This is a genomic window from Lentzea sp. HUAS TT2 (assembly GCF_051853195.1).
Taxonomy (GTDB): Bacteria; Actinomycetota; Actinomycetes; order Mycobacteriales; family Pseudonocardiaceae; genus Lentzea.
Window position 1 is genome coordinate 3,477,351 of record NZ_CP196667.1, and the last position, 16,023, is coordinate 3,493,373.

The 16,023-nt window shown below is 68.3% G+C and carries 11 protein-coding genes and 1 tRNA gene; 5 read left to right on the top strand and 7 right to left on the bottom strand.

What is annotated here, in order from left to right; genetic code table 11:
* Positions 1-38 precede the first annotated feature (38 nt).
* Entirely contained in the window at positions 39-2,048 is a 2,010-nt protein-coding gene (locus ACSHWB_RS17540; RefSeq protein WP_439663082.1) for a diguanylate cyclase domain-containing protein, read from the top strand.
* On the opposite strand, the gene ACSHWB_RS17545 is transcribed toward ACSHWB_RS17540, so the two are convergent.
* The 4 genes from ACSHWB_RS17545 to ACSHWB_RS17560 all read right to left on the bottom strand — a co-directional run bounded on the left by ACSHWB_RS17545 (position 2,023) and on the right by ACSHWB_RS17560 (position 8,518).
* Positions 2,023-2,520, bottom strand: a complete 498-nt coding sequence (locus tag ACSHWB_RS17545; RefSeq protein WP_439663083.1) for a DUF2165 domain-containing protein — start codon at positions 2,518-2,520, stop codon at positions 2,023-2,025. The two genes, ACSHWB_RS17540 and ACSHWB_RS17545, sit on opposite strands and share 26 nt — an antisense overlap.
* Positions 2,521-2,574: 54 nt before the next feature.
* Complete coding sequence (locus ACSHWB_RS17550; protein ID WP_439663084.1) at positions 2,575-6,381, bottom strand: nSTAND1 domain-containing NTPase; 3,807 nt, start codon at positions 6,379-6,381, stop codon at positions 2,575-2,577.
* Between the two features lie 249 nt (positions 6,382-6,630).
* Complete coding sequence (locus ACSHWB_RS17555; protein ID WP_439663085.1) at positions 6,631-7,530, bottom strand: LCP family protein; 900 nt, start codon at positions 7,528-7,530, stop codon at positions 6,631-6,633.
* A 46-nt stretch (positions 7,531-7,576) separates the two neighbouring features.
* Positions 7,577-8,518 carry a nucleoside hydrolase gene (locus ACSHWB_RS17560; RefSeq protein ID WP_439663086.1) on the bottom strand — a complete coding sequence of 314 codons (942 nt, stop codon included), beginning with the start codon at positions 8,516-8,518 and terminating at the stop codon, positions 7,577-7,579.
* Here ACSHWB_RS17560 and ACSHWB_RS17565 point away from each other — a divergent pair.
* Positions 8,517-9,029 carry a GNAT family N-acetyltransferase gene (locus tag ACSHWB_RS17565; protein ID WP_439663087.1) on the top strand — a complete coding sequence of 171 codons (513 nt, stop codon included), beginning with the start codon at positions 8,517-8,519 and terminating at the stop codon, positions 9,027-9,029. The genes ACSHWB_RS17560 and ACSHWB_RS17565 overlap by 2 nt on opposite strands.
* Before the next feature lie 28 nt (positions 9,030-9,057).
* Complete coding sequence (locus tag ACSHWB_RS17570) at positions 9,058-9,540, top strand: hypothetical protein (RefSeq protein WP_439663088.1); 483 nt, start codon at positions 9,058-9,060, stop codon at positions 9,538-9,540.
* Here ACSHWB_RS17570 and ACSHWB_RS17575 read toward each other — a convergent pair.
* Both ACSHWB_RS17575 and ACSHWB_RS17580 read right to left on the bottom strand, forming a co-directional pair.
* A complete protein-coding gene (locus ACSHWB_RS17575; RefSeq protein ID WP_439663089.1) occupies positions 9,537-10,652 on the bottom strand; it encodes a methyltransferase domain-containing protein in 1,116 nt (371 codons plus the stop codon). The two genes, ACSHWB_RS17570 and ACSHWB_RS17575, sit on opposite strands and share 4 nt — an antisense overlap.
* Before the next feature lie 271 nt (positions 10,653-10,923).
* Positions 10,924-10,999: transfer RNA gene (locus ACSHWB_RS17580), tRNA-Arg, on the bottom strand.
* 172 nt (positions 11,000-11,171) lie between these two features.
* Here ACSHWB_RS17580 and ACSHWB_RS17585 point away from each other — a divergent pair.
* Both ACSHWB_RS17585 and ACSHWB_RS17590 read left to right on the top strand, forming a co-directional pair.
* Positions 11,172-12,008, top strand: a complete 837-nt coding sequence (locus tag ACSHWB_RS17585) for a hypothetical protein (RefSeq protein WP_439663090.1) — start codon at positions 11,172-11,174, stop codon at positions 12,006-12,008.
* Between the two features lie 10 nt (positions 12,009-12,018).
* Positions 12,019-12,753 carry an FkbM family methyltransferase gene (locus tag ACSHWB_RS17590; RefSeq protein WP_439663091.1) on the top strand — a complete coding sequence of 245 codons (735 nt, stop codon included), beginning with the start codon at positions 12,019-12,021 and terminating at the stop codon, positions 12,751-12,753.
* Positions 12,754-12,808: 55 nt separating this feature from the next.
* Here the strand turns inward: ACSHWB_RS17590 and ACSHWB_RS17595 are convergent, their stop codons facing one another.
* Positions 12,809-16,009, bottom strand: a complete 3,201-nt coding sequence (locus ACSHWB_RS17595) for a penicillin acylase family protein (protein WP_439663092.1) — start codon at positions 16,007-16,009, stop codon at positions 12,809-12,811.
* Between the last annotated feature and the right edge of the window lie 14 nt (positions 16,010-16,023).

Genomic DNA, 16,023 nt, shown 5'->3' on the forward strand with positions numbered 1-16,023 from the left:
GATTGCCGAGCCAGGACGACGCGAGACCGTCACGTCCCGTGGGACGCGACGAGCTGGCGCGCGACTGGGCTATGAAGGTCAGTCGTACCGCGTACATACCTCTGTCCGCCGCGAAGCTGACTGAGGAGTTGCGCGAGCTGCTCAACGTGGTGGCCGAGGCGCTGGCTGAAGATCCCGCTGTGGCCACCGTCGTGGGGACTCGTCTCGTGGAGATCCACTGCGTCGGCGCTGAGAGTTTGCGGGAGTCCGTCGAGGTTCTTGCGCGGTTCATCGTGCAGGAGGGGGCGGACGCCCAGCAGGCCGCGTTGGTCATCGGGGCCGTGGCCGGGGCGTACACCGCTGCTATCCAGGCGTTCGTCCTGGAGCAGCAGGAGAGTGTGAGTCAGGCGCTGTTGCGGGCCAATCGGGCTGTGCAGTTGGACCTGCAGGCCAGCGAGGAGCGGTTCGAGGACATCTTCGCCCACTCGTCCACCGGCATCGCGATGGTCGGGCTCGACGGGGAGTTGATGCGCGCGAACGAGGCGCTGTGCAACATCCTTCGGCGGGAGGACGTCGACGGGATGACGTTGACGGACCTGATCGCTCCGGCTGATCTGCCGCTCATCAACGACGCGTTGGCCAGTTTGCGGTACGGGCGGATGCGGCGGGTGGAGGAGCGGCCCCGGCTCATTGATCGCGATGGCGAGCACTTCCGGGTGCTGCTGGCGGCGACTGTGCAGCGGGACGCCGAGGACAAGCCTGAACACTTCGTCGTGATGATCGACGACGACAGTCAGCTCACGTTGCTCGGCGGGCGGTTGCAGTACCAGTCGTTGCACGACGCGTTGACCGGGTTGCCGAACCGGCAGTACCTGACTACTCGGCTGGAATCGTTGCTGCACAGCGACATTGAGCACGGTGTGACGCTGTACCACCTTGATCTCGACGCCTTCGCGGTGATCACGGACGGGCTGGGGCGCGAGGTCGGCGACAAGGTGTTGAAACTTGTCGCCGAGCGGCTCAGTTCTGTGTTCTCCGGTGAGAAGGCGATGGTCGCGCGGCTGGAAAGTGACGAGTTCGCCGTGCTCGTCGAGAACGGTCCCGAGACGCCGGACGTCGACACGACGATTCGGACGATCGAGCACGAACTGGCCGAGCCCGTCTACTTCGGGGAGAACGGGGTCGCGGTGTCGGCGTCGATCGGGGTGCTGCCCCGGCTGCATCCTGGTGATCATCCCGCCGAGGTGCTGCGGGCCTCGGACATGACGTTGCGGCGTGCCCAGCGCAGCGGGCGGCGGCAGTGGGGGCTGCAGGACGCCACGCAGGACAAGCGGGAGCAGGAGGAGTTCGCTCTTGCCGCCGTTATGCCCGGTGCTTGGGAGAACGGTGACATCGAGGTCGTGTTCAACCCCGTCATGAAGCTCGACGGGACGGCGCGGGTGTGCGTCGAGGCCGAGTTGAACTGGCGGCATCGGGACGTCGGGCTCATCCCGCACGAGAAGTGCGTCGGGATGGCCGAGCACACCGGGCTGATGCTGCCGCTCGGCGAGTGGATGTTGCGGACGGCCGCCGAGACCGCGTGCCGGTACGAGGAGATGCTCGCTGTCTGCCTCACCGAGAGCATGGCGAACAGTCCTGACCTCGTCCGGGACGTGCGGCGGGTGCTCGCGGACACCGGGTTGCAGGCAGGGCGGTTGTTGCTCGGGTTTCCGGTGCACGTGCTCGCGTCCGAGGACAGCGAGGCCGCCGACAACCTCGACCTGCTCTCCGGCATGGGGATCCACATCGGCGCGCGGGACTTCTCCGGCTCCACCGCGGAGATCGAGCTCGTGCGGTCGCTCGGGGTGGCGGCCGTGCGGGTGAAGGGGCGCTGCCAGAAGCCGGACGAGCTGGTGTCGCACGTGCTCAGCGACCTCGTCGGGTTCGTGCACGAGGCCGGTGGGATGGTCGTGATCGACTCGATCGAGGACGCTGAGCAGCGCGACTGGTGGGGTGATCTCGGCGCGGACGCGGGCGTCGGGCCGGTGTTCTGCGTGGAGCCGACTACTGAGTGGCCCGACGCGGGCTGAGGTGCACGAGGATCAGCGCGAAGCCCGCGATGGTGACCATGCGCAGGGCGGCGCTGATGCCGTTCCAGTCCTTCGACTGCCACATCGCGAACCACTCACCGCCGACGGTGATGAAGCCGCCGAGGAACAGCGCCACGATCATCAGCAGGCCGGCGGACGCGAACTTGCGCGCGCTGTCCTCCTTGTCACGCAGGTACGCGACGGTGCCCGCGGTCAGCAGGACCGCGGAGATCGCCTCCCACAGGATGATCGCGACGTAGACGATCGTGACGACGGCGGGGCTCGTGATCGCCCGCCACTTCAGGCCCTCGCCGAACGTCGTGTCCATCGCGAGGACGTGCTGCACGAACGCCTCGTTCGTGCCGTAGTCCGTGACGTTGCCGAGCACCACGAGAATCATGTTGAGGGCGATGAACCCGACGGTCACCGCGACGACCGCGCGCAAGCTGCCGACCCGAGCAAGAAGACGCATGAATCGGACAGTAACCGATTCGGTGCTGCACGTGAGGCAGTTGCCCGGTGAGGGTCAGCACGGATCCCGGAAGTCCATCTGCGACAGACGTTCCTGCCACAGCGCCGGGGTCAGCACGCCGCGGGTGGCCGTGCAGATCCGGGCGATCTCGTGCTCCACGTCGAGGTCCCACAGCCGTACGACGCTGTCCGCGTTCCCGGTCGCGAGCACCTTGCCCTGCGGGGAGAACTGGGCCAGCGGTTCGGCCGCCCAGTCGCCGGCGATCTGCTGGCCGAGGTAGGACGGCGCTGCCGGGTTCCCGATGTCCCACAGGCGGAACGTCCTGTCCGCGCTGCTGCTCACGAGCGTGCGGCCGTCCGCGCTGATGGAGAGCGAGCTGATCGTGCCCGTGTGCCCGGACAGCTCGCTGATCAGCACCGGGTGCTCGCGGTCGCGGATGTCGTAGAACCGGATCACCTTGTTCTGCCCGGCGGTGATGAGCGTGCCGCCGTCCGCGGTGAAGATCGCCTGCCCCACCACCTGCGGGTCCACGATCGGCCCGCCGAGCTGCCGTGGCCTGCTCGGGTCGCTCACGTCCCAGAGCCGGGTCGTCTTGTCGCTGCTCGCCGTGGCGACCGTGCGGCCGTCCGGGCTGAACTCGGCGTCGTTGACGTAGGCGTCGTGGCCCGTCAGCGGTTCTCCCAGCGGGGTCGGCTTCGAGGGGTCGTGGACGTCCCACAACCGCACCGACTCGTCGGTGTTGCTGGTCAGCAGCACCTCACCGTCCGGGCGGAACACCGCCCACGCCGAGAAGCGGTTCGTCAGCACGATCGGTTCGCCGAGCGGTTTCACGTGCAGCGGATCGGACAGGTCCCACAGCCGCACTGTTTTGTCGCCGGCCGCGGTGGCGAGGACCTTGCCGTCGTGGCGGAACCGCGGCCTGCTGACCGTGCGTTCGTGCCCGGTCAGCGGCGGGCCGATCTGGTGGGGGCGGTGTGGGTCCGTGACGTCCCACAGGCGCACGGTCTTGTCGCTGGAGCCGGTCGCGACGATCTTGCCGTCCGGGCTGAACGACGGGGTCGTCACCTGGGAGGAGTGACCGAGGAGCATCGCGCGCGGCAACGACCAGAGGTTCACCGCGTTCTCCAGCGAACCGGTCGCGAGCGAGGCGCCGTCCGGGCTGAAGCCGACCGCGAAGACGCCGGCTCCCCGCGCGGACAGCGGGCGGCCCAGCGGACTCGGCGCCTCCGGGTCGCTGAGGCTCCACAACCGCGCGGTGGCGTCGGACGCGCCGGAGGCGAGCACACGGCCGTCCGGGCTGAACTTCACCGACCACACCGGGCCGGTGTGCCCGACGAGCGGCTGACCGACCGGTTCCTGCGTGGACGGGTCCCACAGCCGCACCGTTTTGTCGTCGGCGCCGCTCGCGAGGAGCTTGCCGTCGCCGCTGAACGCCACGCTGTGGATGCCGAGCGTGTGGCCCTCCATCGGCTTGCCGACCCTGGCCCGCGTGGCGACGTCCCACAGCCTGATCGTCTGGTCGTCGCCGGTCGTGGCGAGCGTCCTGCCGTCCGGGCTGAACGCGAGCGAGCGGACCGCGGCCGCGTGGTCGCGCAACGGCTCGCCGGACGGCCTGGTGTTCGCCGGGTCGCGGACGTCCCACAGGCGCGCGGAGCCGTCCTCGTTCGCCGCCGCGAGCAGCGTGCCGTCCGGGCTGAACTCCAGCAGGTACGAAGGGCCGTTGCCGGTCTGGATCGTCTCGAGGGCCTGGGGGGAACTCGGGTCTCGCACGTCCCAGAGGCGGATCGTCGCGTCCTGGCCGGTGGTGGCGAGGATCTTGCCGTCCGGGCTGAACACGGCGGAGCTCAGCCAGTTCGTGTGCTCGGAGATGACCGCGATCTCCTTGGGGCGACTGCGATCCCTCACGTCCCAGAGCCGCGCGGTGCGGTCGTAGCTGGCCGTGGCGAGCAGCGTGCCGTCCGGGCTGAACGTCGTCAGGTAGATGGCGCCGGTGTGCCCGACGAGCGGCACGGCCAGCGGGACCTGCTGGATGGAGAGCAGCTTCGCCACGACGCCCTGGTCGTCGGGACGCATGCGGTGCGCGACCATCAGGAACTGGGCCGACAGCGACGGATCGCTCCCGGTCAGCCGGTCGGCCTCGGCGACGACCTGGCGGAACTGGGCGTCGTTGCGCTGGTTCACGGCGATCACGGCCGCGCCCGCGGCGATCAGCGCGAACACCGCCACCAGTGCGACCGCAGACCTGCGCAGCCAGACGCTCTTGCGGTGCTGGCGCTCGGACGTGCGCACGAACTCCTTGGCGATCGTGGTGACGTCCTGCTGCTGCCGCACGCCCTCCAGCCGTGCGCCGCGGTAGAGCAATGACGAGTCGTGGTCGTGCGTGGACCACGTCGCCGCGTCCTCCTCGAGCCGCTGCCGGGTGAGGTTGCCCGCGCGGTCCTCGTCGATCCAGCTGCGCAACCGGGGCCACGCCTGCAGCAACGCCTCGTGCGTGATCTCCACCGAGTCGGCGTCCGTGGTGATCAGGCGTGCGTGCGTGAGGACCTCGAGCGCGCGTTCCGTGGCGGGCAGGATCGCGGCAGCCTCCAGCAGGCTGTGGCGGCTGGAGCGGCGGCGGGTGTCCTGCGTGTCGTCGCCGACCCTGACCAGGCGCAGGAGCAGCTGTTTGGCGGCGGCCCTCGCCGGTTCGTCGAGGTCTGACCAGGCGCGTTCGGCGGTGGTGGCGACGGCGCCCTGGATGCCGCCCGCCGCCCGGTAGCCCGCGATCGTGAGGCGCCCCGCCTGCCTGCGCTGCCACGTGACCAGCAGCGCGTGGCTGAGCAGGGGGAGCGCGCCGGCGTCGTAGGCGTCCTTGCCGCGGCGGTTGTGCGTGCCCAGGTCCCGCAGCATCAGGTCGACCAGGCCGGCCTCCAGCTGCAGGCCGGCGGCCTTGGCCGGGCTCGTCACGGCGTCGCGCACCTCGGCCGCGGACATCGCGCCGAGCACCATCTGCCTGGTCTGCAGGGCCTCGGCGAGCTCGGGGAAGTCGAGGCAGCGCGCGTAGAAGTCGGCGCGGACGCCGAGCACGACCGCCGTCTTCCCCGCCGCCGCGTGCAGGGCCTGCACGAAGATCCGCAGCCGGTTCTCGTCACCGCCGAGGGTGAACGCCTCCTCGAACTGGTCGACGATCACCACCCGGTCGCCGACCGCCGTCTGCACCTCGCGCGCGATGTCGGTGAGCACGTCCGACTCGGCCGCCTCCAGGGCGTGGGTCAGTTCCGGCGCCTGGAGGGCTAGTTCCTTGAGCGGGTCGGTGCCCGGCGAGATGACGACGGCCTCTTTGCCCAGCCGGGGGAGGACGCCCGCTTTCATCAAACTGGACTTGCCGGCGCCGGACGCGCCCACGAGCATTGTGATGCCGTTTTCGTTCAGCCTGTCGAGAAGTGCGTTCGTCGCTCTTTCCCGGCCGAAGAACCAATTCGCGTCCTGGGGTCCGAATGCGCTCAGACCCATGTACGGGCAGACGGAGTCGTCTTCCTGAGGGGGTGTGTCCGGCTCCGCGACGGGGCTCGCGAGCGCCTCTTCCCAGAGGGTGCGCCACGCGTCGAGCTCGTACAGGCCGTCGATCGCCGGCTGGGGCCTGCGCTTGCGGGCCTCGCCGACGAGGACCTCGAGGACCGCGCTCAGGCCGCTGAACCTGGCGGGGACGTTGCGCCCGCGCCGCCAGTCGCTGACCCGCTGCGCCGGGACCCGCAGCGGCCTGCCCTGCTCGTCCGTTCGGCGGGCACGGGCGACCGACTCCGTGACTCGCTTCAGAGGAGGGTCGCCTGCCTCCGCGTAGAGCAGCGCGAAGCGCTCCGCGAAGACGCCACGGGGTCCCAAGCGGGCCTCCTCGTCCGGTCCGGAAAACGTGGATCGACCGCCTGAGCTGCGGCGCACGCACCGGACAGGTGGTCAGAGGCCCACCATAACGAGGTGGTCTGACAACCTCGACTCCACGTCCTTCACGAGACCGGGAGACCGTCAAAGTGGCAGTGGCTGACTGGGGAAGAGTTTCCACGGCTGAGGAGTTCCGGGGGTCTCCTCAGCCGTGGCCCGTGCCGAGTGAGTGGCAGGGCGCGGCCTGCTAGGTCAGGCTGTCTGCCAGAGGGCGTCCGCTTCCGGCTGCTTGGGCTGGACCCGGTTCGGATCGGGCAGGTAGCTCTCGGTCGGCAGCGTCACGTACGTGATGGCGTCCGGTTTCAACGCGGTGAGTTTGCCCGCGAGGTCGGCCAGTTTCGGAATCGAGCCGATTTCGGTGTCCGTCACGATGGACTTCGTGAGGATGTCGGCGAGCTGGAGCGTTTTCGCGGGACTCGCGAGCCAGTTCTCGTTCGCGATTTTCTCGCTCAACGCCCGCATGAACAGCTGCTGGTTCTTGATGCGGTTCAGGTCGCTGCCGTCGCCGATGCTGTAGCGGGTCCGCACGAATGCGAGCGCCTGGGTCCCGTCGAGCCTGGTGGGCCCGGCCGGCACGTGCAGCCCGCTCTTCTCGTCGTCGATCGCCTCGGGCATCGTGACGTCGATGCCGCCGAGCCGGTCGACGACGTCGCGGAAACCGTTGAAGTCGATCTGCACGAAGTGGTCGATCCGGATGCCGCTCATCTGCTCGACGGTCGCCACCGTGCATGCGGCGCCGCCCGTGGAGAAGGCGCTGTTGAACATGGCGATCGCGGCCGGCGGGCTGGCCCCGCAGCGCGGCCTCGGCACCATCGTGTCGCGCGGGATGCTGACCACGCGCGCCTGGTCGCCCTTCGCGTTCAGCTGCACGACCATGGCGGTGTCCGACCGCCCGTCGTCCTTGCCGACGAGGAGGATGTTGAGGGGGCGGCCAGGCGTCGACGGAGGCCTGGGGTGGGTGATCTCCTTGGCGAGATCGACGGTCTTGAGATTGCTCTCGAGCCGCCAGTAGGACCCCCCGACCACGACGCCCGCCGCGATGACCACCGCAGCCCCCGAGACCACGAGCCATCGTTTCAAGTGGACGTTCATGGTTTCCACGGTCCCTGGCGTTTGTCCAGGTCCCGTCGATGGTTTGTCATGGTTGTGTCACAGCGCGCCTCAGCTGGTCGAGGAAGGTGGCGTTGTCGGCCGTGACGGCGTACCTGGCCTTCGTGCGTTCGGGGGCGATGTCACGTCCGAACGGGCTTTCCGGGGCGAGGAACCGCTGGTCCGCGACGATCTTGCCGCGCGTGTAGCGGCCGGTGAGCTCGATCGCGAACCGGTCCTCGTGGTACGTGGCGAGGGCGGGGTCGAGCAGGATCGCGGCGGCCAGCGGGTCGTGCGGGACGAAGCCCTTCTTGCCGAGGAAGCTGCCGTAGAAGTCGGCGTAGAAACCGAGGATCCGCTTCGGGTAGCAGTCCTCGGGCAGCGCGTCGAGCCACTCCTGCGGCGCGTGGCCCTCCATCGTGACGTCGAGGCCGACGATCGTGAGGTCCTCGAAGCCGGCGCCGAGGACCAGGTCGGCCGCCTCCGGGTCGTGCCAGAAGTTGGCCTCGGCGTGGGAGGTGATGTTGCCGGGCACGTTGAGCGCGCCGCCCATCACCACGACCTTGTCGAGCAGGTCCGGCAGCCGTGGCTCGATCTGCAGGGCCAGCGCGACGTTGGTGAGCGGCCCGATGGCGAGCAGGCTCAGCCGCTTCGGGTTCTCCCGCGCCAGGTTCGCGAGCTGCTCGGCAGCGCTTTCCTTGGTGTGACTGGACTTCGGCTCGTCTCCCGCGTGACCGCCGAGCCCGTCCTCCCCGTGCACGCTCTCCGCGGTCATGAGTGGCTGTGCGAGCGGTTTCGCCGCGCCCATGGCGACCGGGACGTCGAGGTTCAGGCGTTCGACGAGCCGCAACGCGTTGGCCGTGGCCTGCTGCACCGGCACGTTGCCGTGGACCGTGCCGATGGCGACTATTTCGGTTTCCGGCTGTGCGCGCAGGTAGTACAAAGCGAGGGCATCATCGATGCCGGGGTCCGCGTCGACGATGATCCGCATGCGTTCGATCATGCCATCGGGGGAAGACATGACGGTCCGTCCCGCAACAGTCGCCGACGCTCCCGCAGTCGCTTCGGTGCACGTCCAGACCTGGCGGGCGGCCTACCGCGGCCTCGTCCCCGACTCGGTGCTGGACGAGCTCTCCGTTTCGGCGCGCACGTCGATGTGGGAGCGGAGCATCCCGCGCGGTGGCGTGTGGGTGGGGCTCGTCGACGACGTGGTCGCCGGGTTCGTCGCCGTCGGACCTTCTCGTGAGCCCGATGCCGCGTTCGAGCTGTACGCGATCTACGTGCTGCCCTCGGCGTGGGGCACCTCGTTGGGGTACGAGCTGGCGCGCGCTGCTCTGGGTGACGAGCAGGACGTGGTGCTGTGGGTGTTCGACGAGAACCCGCGAGCCCGGCGGTTCTACGAGCGGCTCGGGTTCCGCGCCGACGGCACGGTCAAGACCGAGACCGTCGGCGGGGCCGAGCTGAAGGAGATCCGCTACCGGTTCACCGGCGTTGCAGAATGAGCTCGTCGATTCCTCGGAGGGAGCCACCGTGGTGTTCCGAGCAGTGTTCCGCCGCAACCTGGAGTCGCGCGAGACCTCGATAGCCCGCGAGGTGTTCGGCGACGCCCTGGACATCAGCGCACTGACCCTGGCAGAAGGCGGCCTGCTGGGCAGCTTCGGCGTGGCCCGCACCCTGCCGAGACTCGTCACGTTCCCCAGGGGAGTCCTGACCACGCCACAACACCAGGCCCGCTACGAGCGCTGGCTGGTCCACGAACTGACGCACGCCTACCAGTACCAGCACGGCCGCAGCGTCCTGAGCCTGCTGCCGACCGCCATGGCGGGCTTCTTCGTGAAGGGCCTCTACAACTACGGCGGCGAGGAAGGCCTGCGCGGCAAGAAGTTCTCCGACTTCAACACCGAACAACAGGCCAACATCGTCGCCGACTACTACTACTTCTCCACGTACGAACCGCACCGCGACCTATCGGCCTACGAGCCGTACATCAGCCACGTCCGGTCAGGCGCTTAGACCGTCTCGCCGCGCCGAATCACGTAGGTGAAGCTCTCCCAGTCATCCCCGGCCATGTTGTCCGGCACGATGGTGACGACCTCGGAACCACAGTGCGCGAACAGCAACCGCACGAGGTTCGTGTCCACTCCGAACATCTCGATGCCACCGTCCTTGCGCTCGTGGGGCGCCTGCCGTGCCGCGATGACGATCTCCGGCTGCTCGGCGGGCGCCGCAACGGCAACGGCCTCGGGCACCACGACCACCTCGGTCCGCGTAGGCGTACTGCCCACCGCGGCCCACCAGGTGACAGCCTCCTGCACGACGTCCAGCTCGAGCTGGTACTCCCCAGCCACCTCAGGCGCGACAACCGCCAGGTCCAACTCGACAGCAGCACCAGGCGCGAGGTCGAACGGCAGGTCAGTACGCCCGTCGTCCCAGCTCACGGGCTCGTCGTCCTTGAGCCAGTGGTTACCGAGCCGGATCAACTGCCCGGACGGCCACGTGTGCCCGCTGACGTTGGTGACCCGAGCCCGCACCGTCACAGCCTGCCCGGCACCGATCTTCGCGGGCACGTCGACCAACTCGATCCCGGCCCGCATGCCGTCGGCCGTCAACTCTTCGCGCTTGCTGGGTCGGCAAGGCAACTGCACCACCAGCACCCCACCAGGCTTCACGACGCGCTGCAGCTCCAGCAATGCGTTCACTTGAAGCGCCGGCGGCGAATGCTGAAGCGAGATCAGGGTGACCGCGGAGTCGAACGACTCGTCGTCAAAGGGCAACCGGAACCCGTCATAAACGACAAAGCTGATCCGCTCGGGAAGCCGGTTGATCCGGTTCGCCTCGTCGACCATCGACTGCGCGACGTCAACACCCACAACCTCGTGCACATGCGCGGCAAGCGCGTTGGCCAACCGCCCAGCACCACAACCGAGGTCGATCACCCGTTCCCCGAACGACAACCCGGCCGCGTCGACGTGCTTGCGCACCAACGCGATGGGCCCGGCCCCGGTGGCGAGGAACTCGTCGACGTCCCACCCGCCGTGCCGCCGCTCGGGATCGGTGAGCACCGCCCACAGCGGGTCTTCGCGCCCGAGGTTCTCCCAGGTGGACTTGAACCGATCGACCGGCATGCCGTTGCTCCAGGTGTGCATCGCTTGTGGGCTTGGCGGAGGGTCCCCGCAGGCGGTCATGACGTTGGTCATCGCGCGGCGGGGATTCTATCGGGCCGGGTCGGGCGGTGGAGGCGATCTGACACACCGTCGGGGTTGTGCGACTGCGGTCCTGGTTGCACCACGCGCGGCGCCACGAATGCGGCTGGAGATCGTCTTCAATGGCCGGCGAAGACTAAGGCCTCTGACCGATGTACACAGGTCAGAGGCCTTAGTTTCACCCGGCGAAAGGTGGTGCCCCAGGCAGGATTCGAACCTGCGACACACGGTTTAGGAAACCGATGCTCTATCCCCTGAGCTACTAGGGCTGGCGACAGCAGTCTACCGGGACACCGCCACCGACTTGACCAGCACCCCACCTGCCGCAGACCAGGCCCTCGCTCACACACCGTGAGGAGTGCGCAACCGGGGCTGCGGCCGTTGGAGGGAAGTGAGGCAGGCCACCTTCTGCTGGGCACAAACGTCAGGTAGGGAGGGCGTGTGAGCAGACCTTGGCCCGACTTCCGTCCCGGTCCGCTTGGTTCCCTCAAGGCCTGGTGGCGCAGGAGGGTGCCCAAGCGAGCCGAGGACATCACCTTCGTGCCGCCGGCCAGCAGTCATCAGCAGGACTTCGAGACGCCCTTGCCGAGCGCGGTGTACGGGCTGGACTTCCAGCTGAGGTTCACGGTGGTGTGGCGGCTCGATCTGGCCACTGGTCTGCGGCACAACTCGCCGCGGAGTGCTGCCATTCATCACGTTCTGCAGCGGGCCAAGGAGATCAGCGGCAAGGCGATGCTGGTGCATCACGCTGCCCTGCAGGTGCAGTTGGGGGATGAGCTCGCCACCGAACGGCAGGTGCCCGGCACGCATGTGTGGGCTCGGGCCGAGCAGGTGAAGGTGTCGGTCGGCGAGGACGACCTGGAGATGGCCAAGAAGCACATCGAGCTGCTCAGGAACTCCACGTTCAAGTTGGCTGAGCGGGACGTCGAACGGGCCGAGATCCGGTACCTGCGCGACGAGGTGTTGACGGACGTCGGTACGGCGACGATCTGGTGGTTGCAGCGCAACGGGTATCAGGTCGAGGAGGCGGTCAAGCTGGCCGATCACCTCGCCGAGCTCGTGCGGATCGCGCAGCGGGAGCCTGCGACGCACTGGGCCGAGTCGTTGGTCAGCAGTGTGGAGCGGGCCATGCCTGAGCTCGAGGACTCGCATCGGCGGGATCTGCGGCTGCACCTGGTCAAGGCGCTGAGTGTTTACGGCGGGTCGCGGGTGGCGGCGGAGTTCGCTGACCAGATCGGGTTGCCTGCGGGCGAGCAGCACCTGAACGGACACGTCTAGGCTGGTCCGGGTGTTGACCCAACTTCGCAGTGCTGCTGTTGTTGCCGGGTTGCGGGCGCTTGCCCGGCTCACGCCCTATGCCGAGGCTGAGTTGCTCGGGCTTGGCAAGGTCGTCAAGCCTGGGGACGTCTGTGTCGACGTGGGGGCTGCTCTGGGGCTCTACACGGTCACCTTGTCGCGGCTGGTCGGTCCACAAGGGACTGTGCACAGCCTTGAGCCGCTCGTGTTCGCGCACCCCGCCCTGTCGTACGTGCTGCGGCCGCGGGAAGGGGCGAACATCAAGCGGCACTCCGTTGCCCTCGGTACCGAGCAGGGGCGTGAGGTCATGTCCGTGCCGGTGCGGCACGGGAGTCCCGTCACCGGGCGGTCGTTCCTCACTGCGGGGGCGAACGGGCTCGGGTCCAACGAGGAGTTCGAGCAGCACCTGGACGTGCTGGTCAAAACGGACACGCTCGACCACTTCGTCGAGGAGCAGGGGATCACCAAGCTCGACTTCGTGAAGGCGGACGTCGAGGGTGCCGAGCTGCGGGTGCTCGAAGGGGCCAAGGAGACGATCGACCGGCTCAAGCCCGCGTTCCTGCTGGAGATCGAGGAACGGCACGTCGAGCGGTTCGGTTACCACGCCAAGGACGTCGCGGACTTCCTCGCCGAGCGCGGGTACCGGATGAGCACGTGGCACAGCGGTGAGTGGGTGCCCACGCACAACATCGGGGACGAGATCAGGAACTACCTGTTCAGGGCCTGAAATAAGTAGAGGACGCCGACCCCTGGGGGTGGATCGGCGTCCTCATCTCGAAGGCCTACGAAACGTAGACCTCAAGCTCGTACAGGGAGTATCCGTACTGACCGGCCCGTTGGGTACCCGTCATCCGGAGGTATCTCGCGTCCTGTGGGGTGAACGCTACGACATCATCGCCGCCATCGCCAGCACTTGTGGAGAAAACGTTCCGCCAGTTGCTGCCGTCATTGGAAACTTGGATGTGGTAGCCCTTCCCGTAGGCCGACTCCCATCGCAACACCGCGCGACCGACCCGTTGCACTGAGCCAAGGTCGACCTGGATCCATTGGTTGTCGTTCCAGTCGCTGGCCCAGCGGGACAACGGGTTGCCGTCCACCACGTTCGCCGGCGGGAGGGTGTTCCAGCCCGTTTCGTGTGACGACGAGGTGGCGGTTCTGCCCGCTGCCAGGTTGGTGATGCTCTGGCCGCGGCGGGACGGGAACTGCACGACCTGCTGGTACGTCGGGCGGTTCTGCCAGTGGATCTTGTCCTGGGTGATGCCGCCCATGGCGCGGTGGATGATCGTGTCCGCGCACCACTGGTCGCCTGCCGCGCAGTCCGCGTCACCTGGGTAGACGGCGTTCGCGGGCTTGGCCGCGGCCGAGACCAAGGAGTTCACGAGTGCCGTGCGGCAGCCGGACAACGTGCCGCCGCCGCAGTAGGTCTGCGGGAACGCGCCCTGGACCGGGTCGCCGAGGACCTTGCGCAGGTCCTTGTCCACGTAGCCCCACCAGCCGTACTGGAACGAGGAACCCTTGTGCGGCGCGGCACCGTGCGCGTCGGACGGGGCCTCGTCGACCTGCTGGGCGCCGACCAGGGCGTTGAAGAGGTCGTCGCCGAGCGCCGGCTTGAACTGGGACTCGACCAGGAGGGGCCACCAGGCATCGAGAATCCGGATGGCTTCCGCGTGGTTGTAGGTCTTGCTGCCCTTCGCGGTCTCCTTGCGCAACGAGCCGGAGCGCTGCCAGTCCTTCAGCTTCTGCACGACGGGCGCCAGCGACGGATCAACCGGTGCGGACTCCACCACCCGCAGCAACTCGGGCAGCACCTGCTCGGCACGCAGGTCGGCCACGGCGGCTTCGGCCATGGCCTTGGTCAGAGCGGCGCGCGTGACCTTCTGGCCTGAGGCGATCAGGGCGCGCACGCGCACGTCCAGCAGGTCGCCGCGGTGCACGGCGCTGTGGCCGAACCCGCCGAACGTGAAGTCCTTGGCCTGCTTGTTGTTCCAGGACACGTAGTAGTCCTGGTTGATCGAGTTCGGATGCCCGGCGAACGGCATGTAGGCAGCAACGTTCTCGTCGCCGTTCCAGTCCACCCACTCGTACTCGGCACGGCCCCAGGTCGGCAGGTTCGGGTCCACTGTGGACCGGCGCACCGGGTTCAGGCCCGAGTTGAAGTACGCGGAGTCGCGGGAGTCGACGTAGAACCAGTTGAACGCGTAGCCGATCTTGTTGGCCGCGCGCTGGAAGTCCGCGGCCGAACGGATGGCGCCGGGGTCGTTGAGCTCCTGGAAGCCGATGATCGAGTCGACCTCGTGCATGTAGGTCGAACGCAACGTCGTGTACGCCACAACTTTGCCACCCACAGTTGCACGGCTGGTCACCAGGCCGTACTTGGTCCGGTACATCACCAGCGTGTACGAGCCGGCGGGTGTGCCGTCCGCGACGGTCGGCTTCCAGGCGTTCTTGCGCTCCAGCCGTTCCATCGGCAGGCACGCGCCGTGGAACAGGTACGACGAAGAAGCCTTGGTGGCAGGCGAACCGTCCGGGTTGCACAGCTCGACGGCGTAAGTGTCGATGATGTCCTGCGCCGAGGAAGTCGCGCTCCACGAGTAGTCGACACCGCGGCCGAGCTGCACGTACATCGAGACCCCCGCGAACGAGACGCCGCGCGAACGGATGCCGGGCCCGTTGAGCTCCTGCAACAACAGCAGCTGCGGCGCGAAGTAACCGGTCTGCGGTCCCCACACGGCGATCGGGTTCCCGGTGTCCGTGTGAGCACCGGAGACCGCCAGCGCGTTCGACATGCCGTGCTTCTTGTTCAGCAGGTCGGCAGGCAGCACGCCGTCCTCGAAGATCCCGCGAGCCTTCGCCACGTCAGCGGCGGCGGGCACGGCGACGGACGCGCCCGTGCCGCCCACCTCGTCGTAGACCATCCGCTCCGGCGTGATGCTGCCGGAGTCGGGCAGTGCCACGCCCTGCGGGGAAGCGGGAGAGGCCGAGTACGGGAACGACTGTCCGTCGTGGAGGGTCAGGACGGCCTCTGGGTCGTTCTGCGCCCGGAACGCCTTCCACACCTGCTCACCGGCAGCGGCGCCGTACTTGTTCTGCGCGGCCAGCTTCACCAGCGCCGACTGCACCTCGCCGCCGCCACCGGCACCGAACAGGCCGCCGACCACGGACGCGATCGCCACCATGTCGGTCGACTTGAACGGCTGGATGTCGTTCCAGTTCGTGATCGCGTCGGCGTGCCCGGTCAGCACGTACTCACCGGGGAAGTTGCGCGCGGAAACCGACTGCGCCAAATATGCGTTGATTCCCGAGGTGTAGTCGTTGACGTCGGCCAGCGCCTGCCGCCCGCGCTCCCCGCCGTTCGCCGCGGCCGACTCGATCTGCTTCTGCAGATCCGCCTCGGTGTACGGGATCTGGTTGAAGAAGCTCTGCTCCAGCACGCGGTTGCCCGGCGCGCCACCGGCGAAACCGGTCAGCTGGCCGCGGCCGAGGTGGCGGAAGATGTCCATCAGCCACAGGCGGTCCTGGGCGGCCGCGAAGCCGGCGCCGAACATCGTGCCGGACCGCGTGGTCCCGGTGATGTGCGGCATGCCGATCTTCTTGTCCCGCACGATCGTCACGTCGGCGCGCGGTTTCAGGGTGCTCTCGACCTGGTCGGACGGCACGCCGAACGACGCGTCGTTGAAGAAGTCGGTCAGCTGGCTGTTCGTCAGGCCGCCGTAGCCGTTGACCAACGCGTCGTACTTGCCGAGCTGGTCGGCTGAATGCGCGGGCCTGGTGCCGAACGCCTTGTGGGTGAGGATCTCGGCCAGTGTCGCGTTGCCGTTGTTGCCCGGCGGCACGATGTCGTTGCACTGGCCGAGGCAGTAGTCGTCGGCGGCGAACGCGGCCGCGCGCGGGGGCTCCTCGGCGTGAGCTGACGGGACGATCAGAAGGGAGGCGGTGACGGCGGCAGTCGCCAGCAGGGACGTCACCGGATTGGCTCTCCGCATGGCAGCGAAGCTCC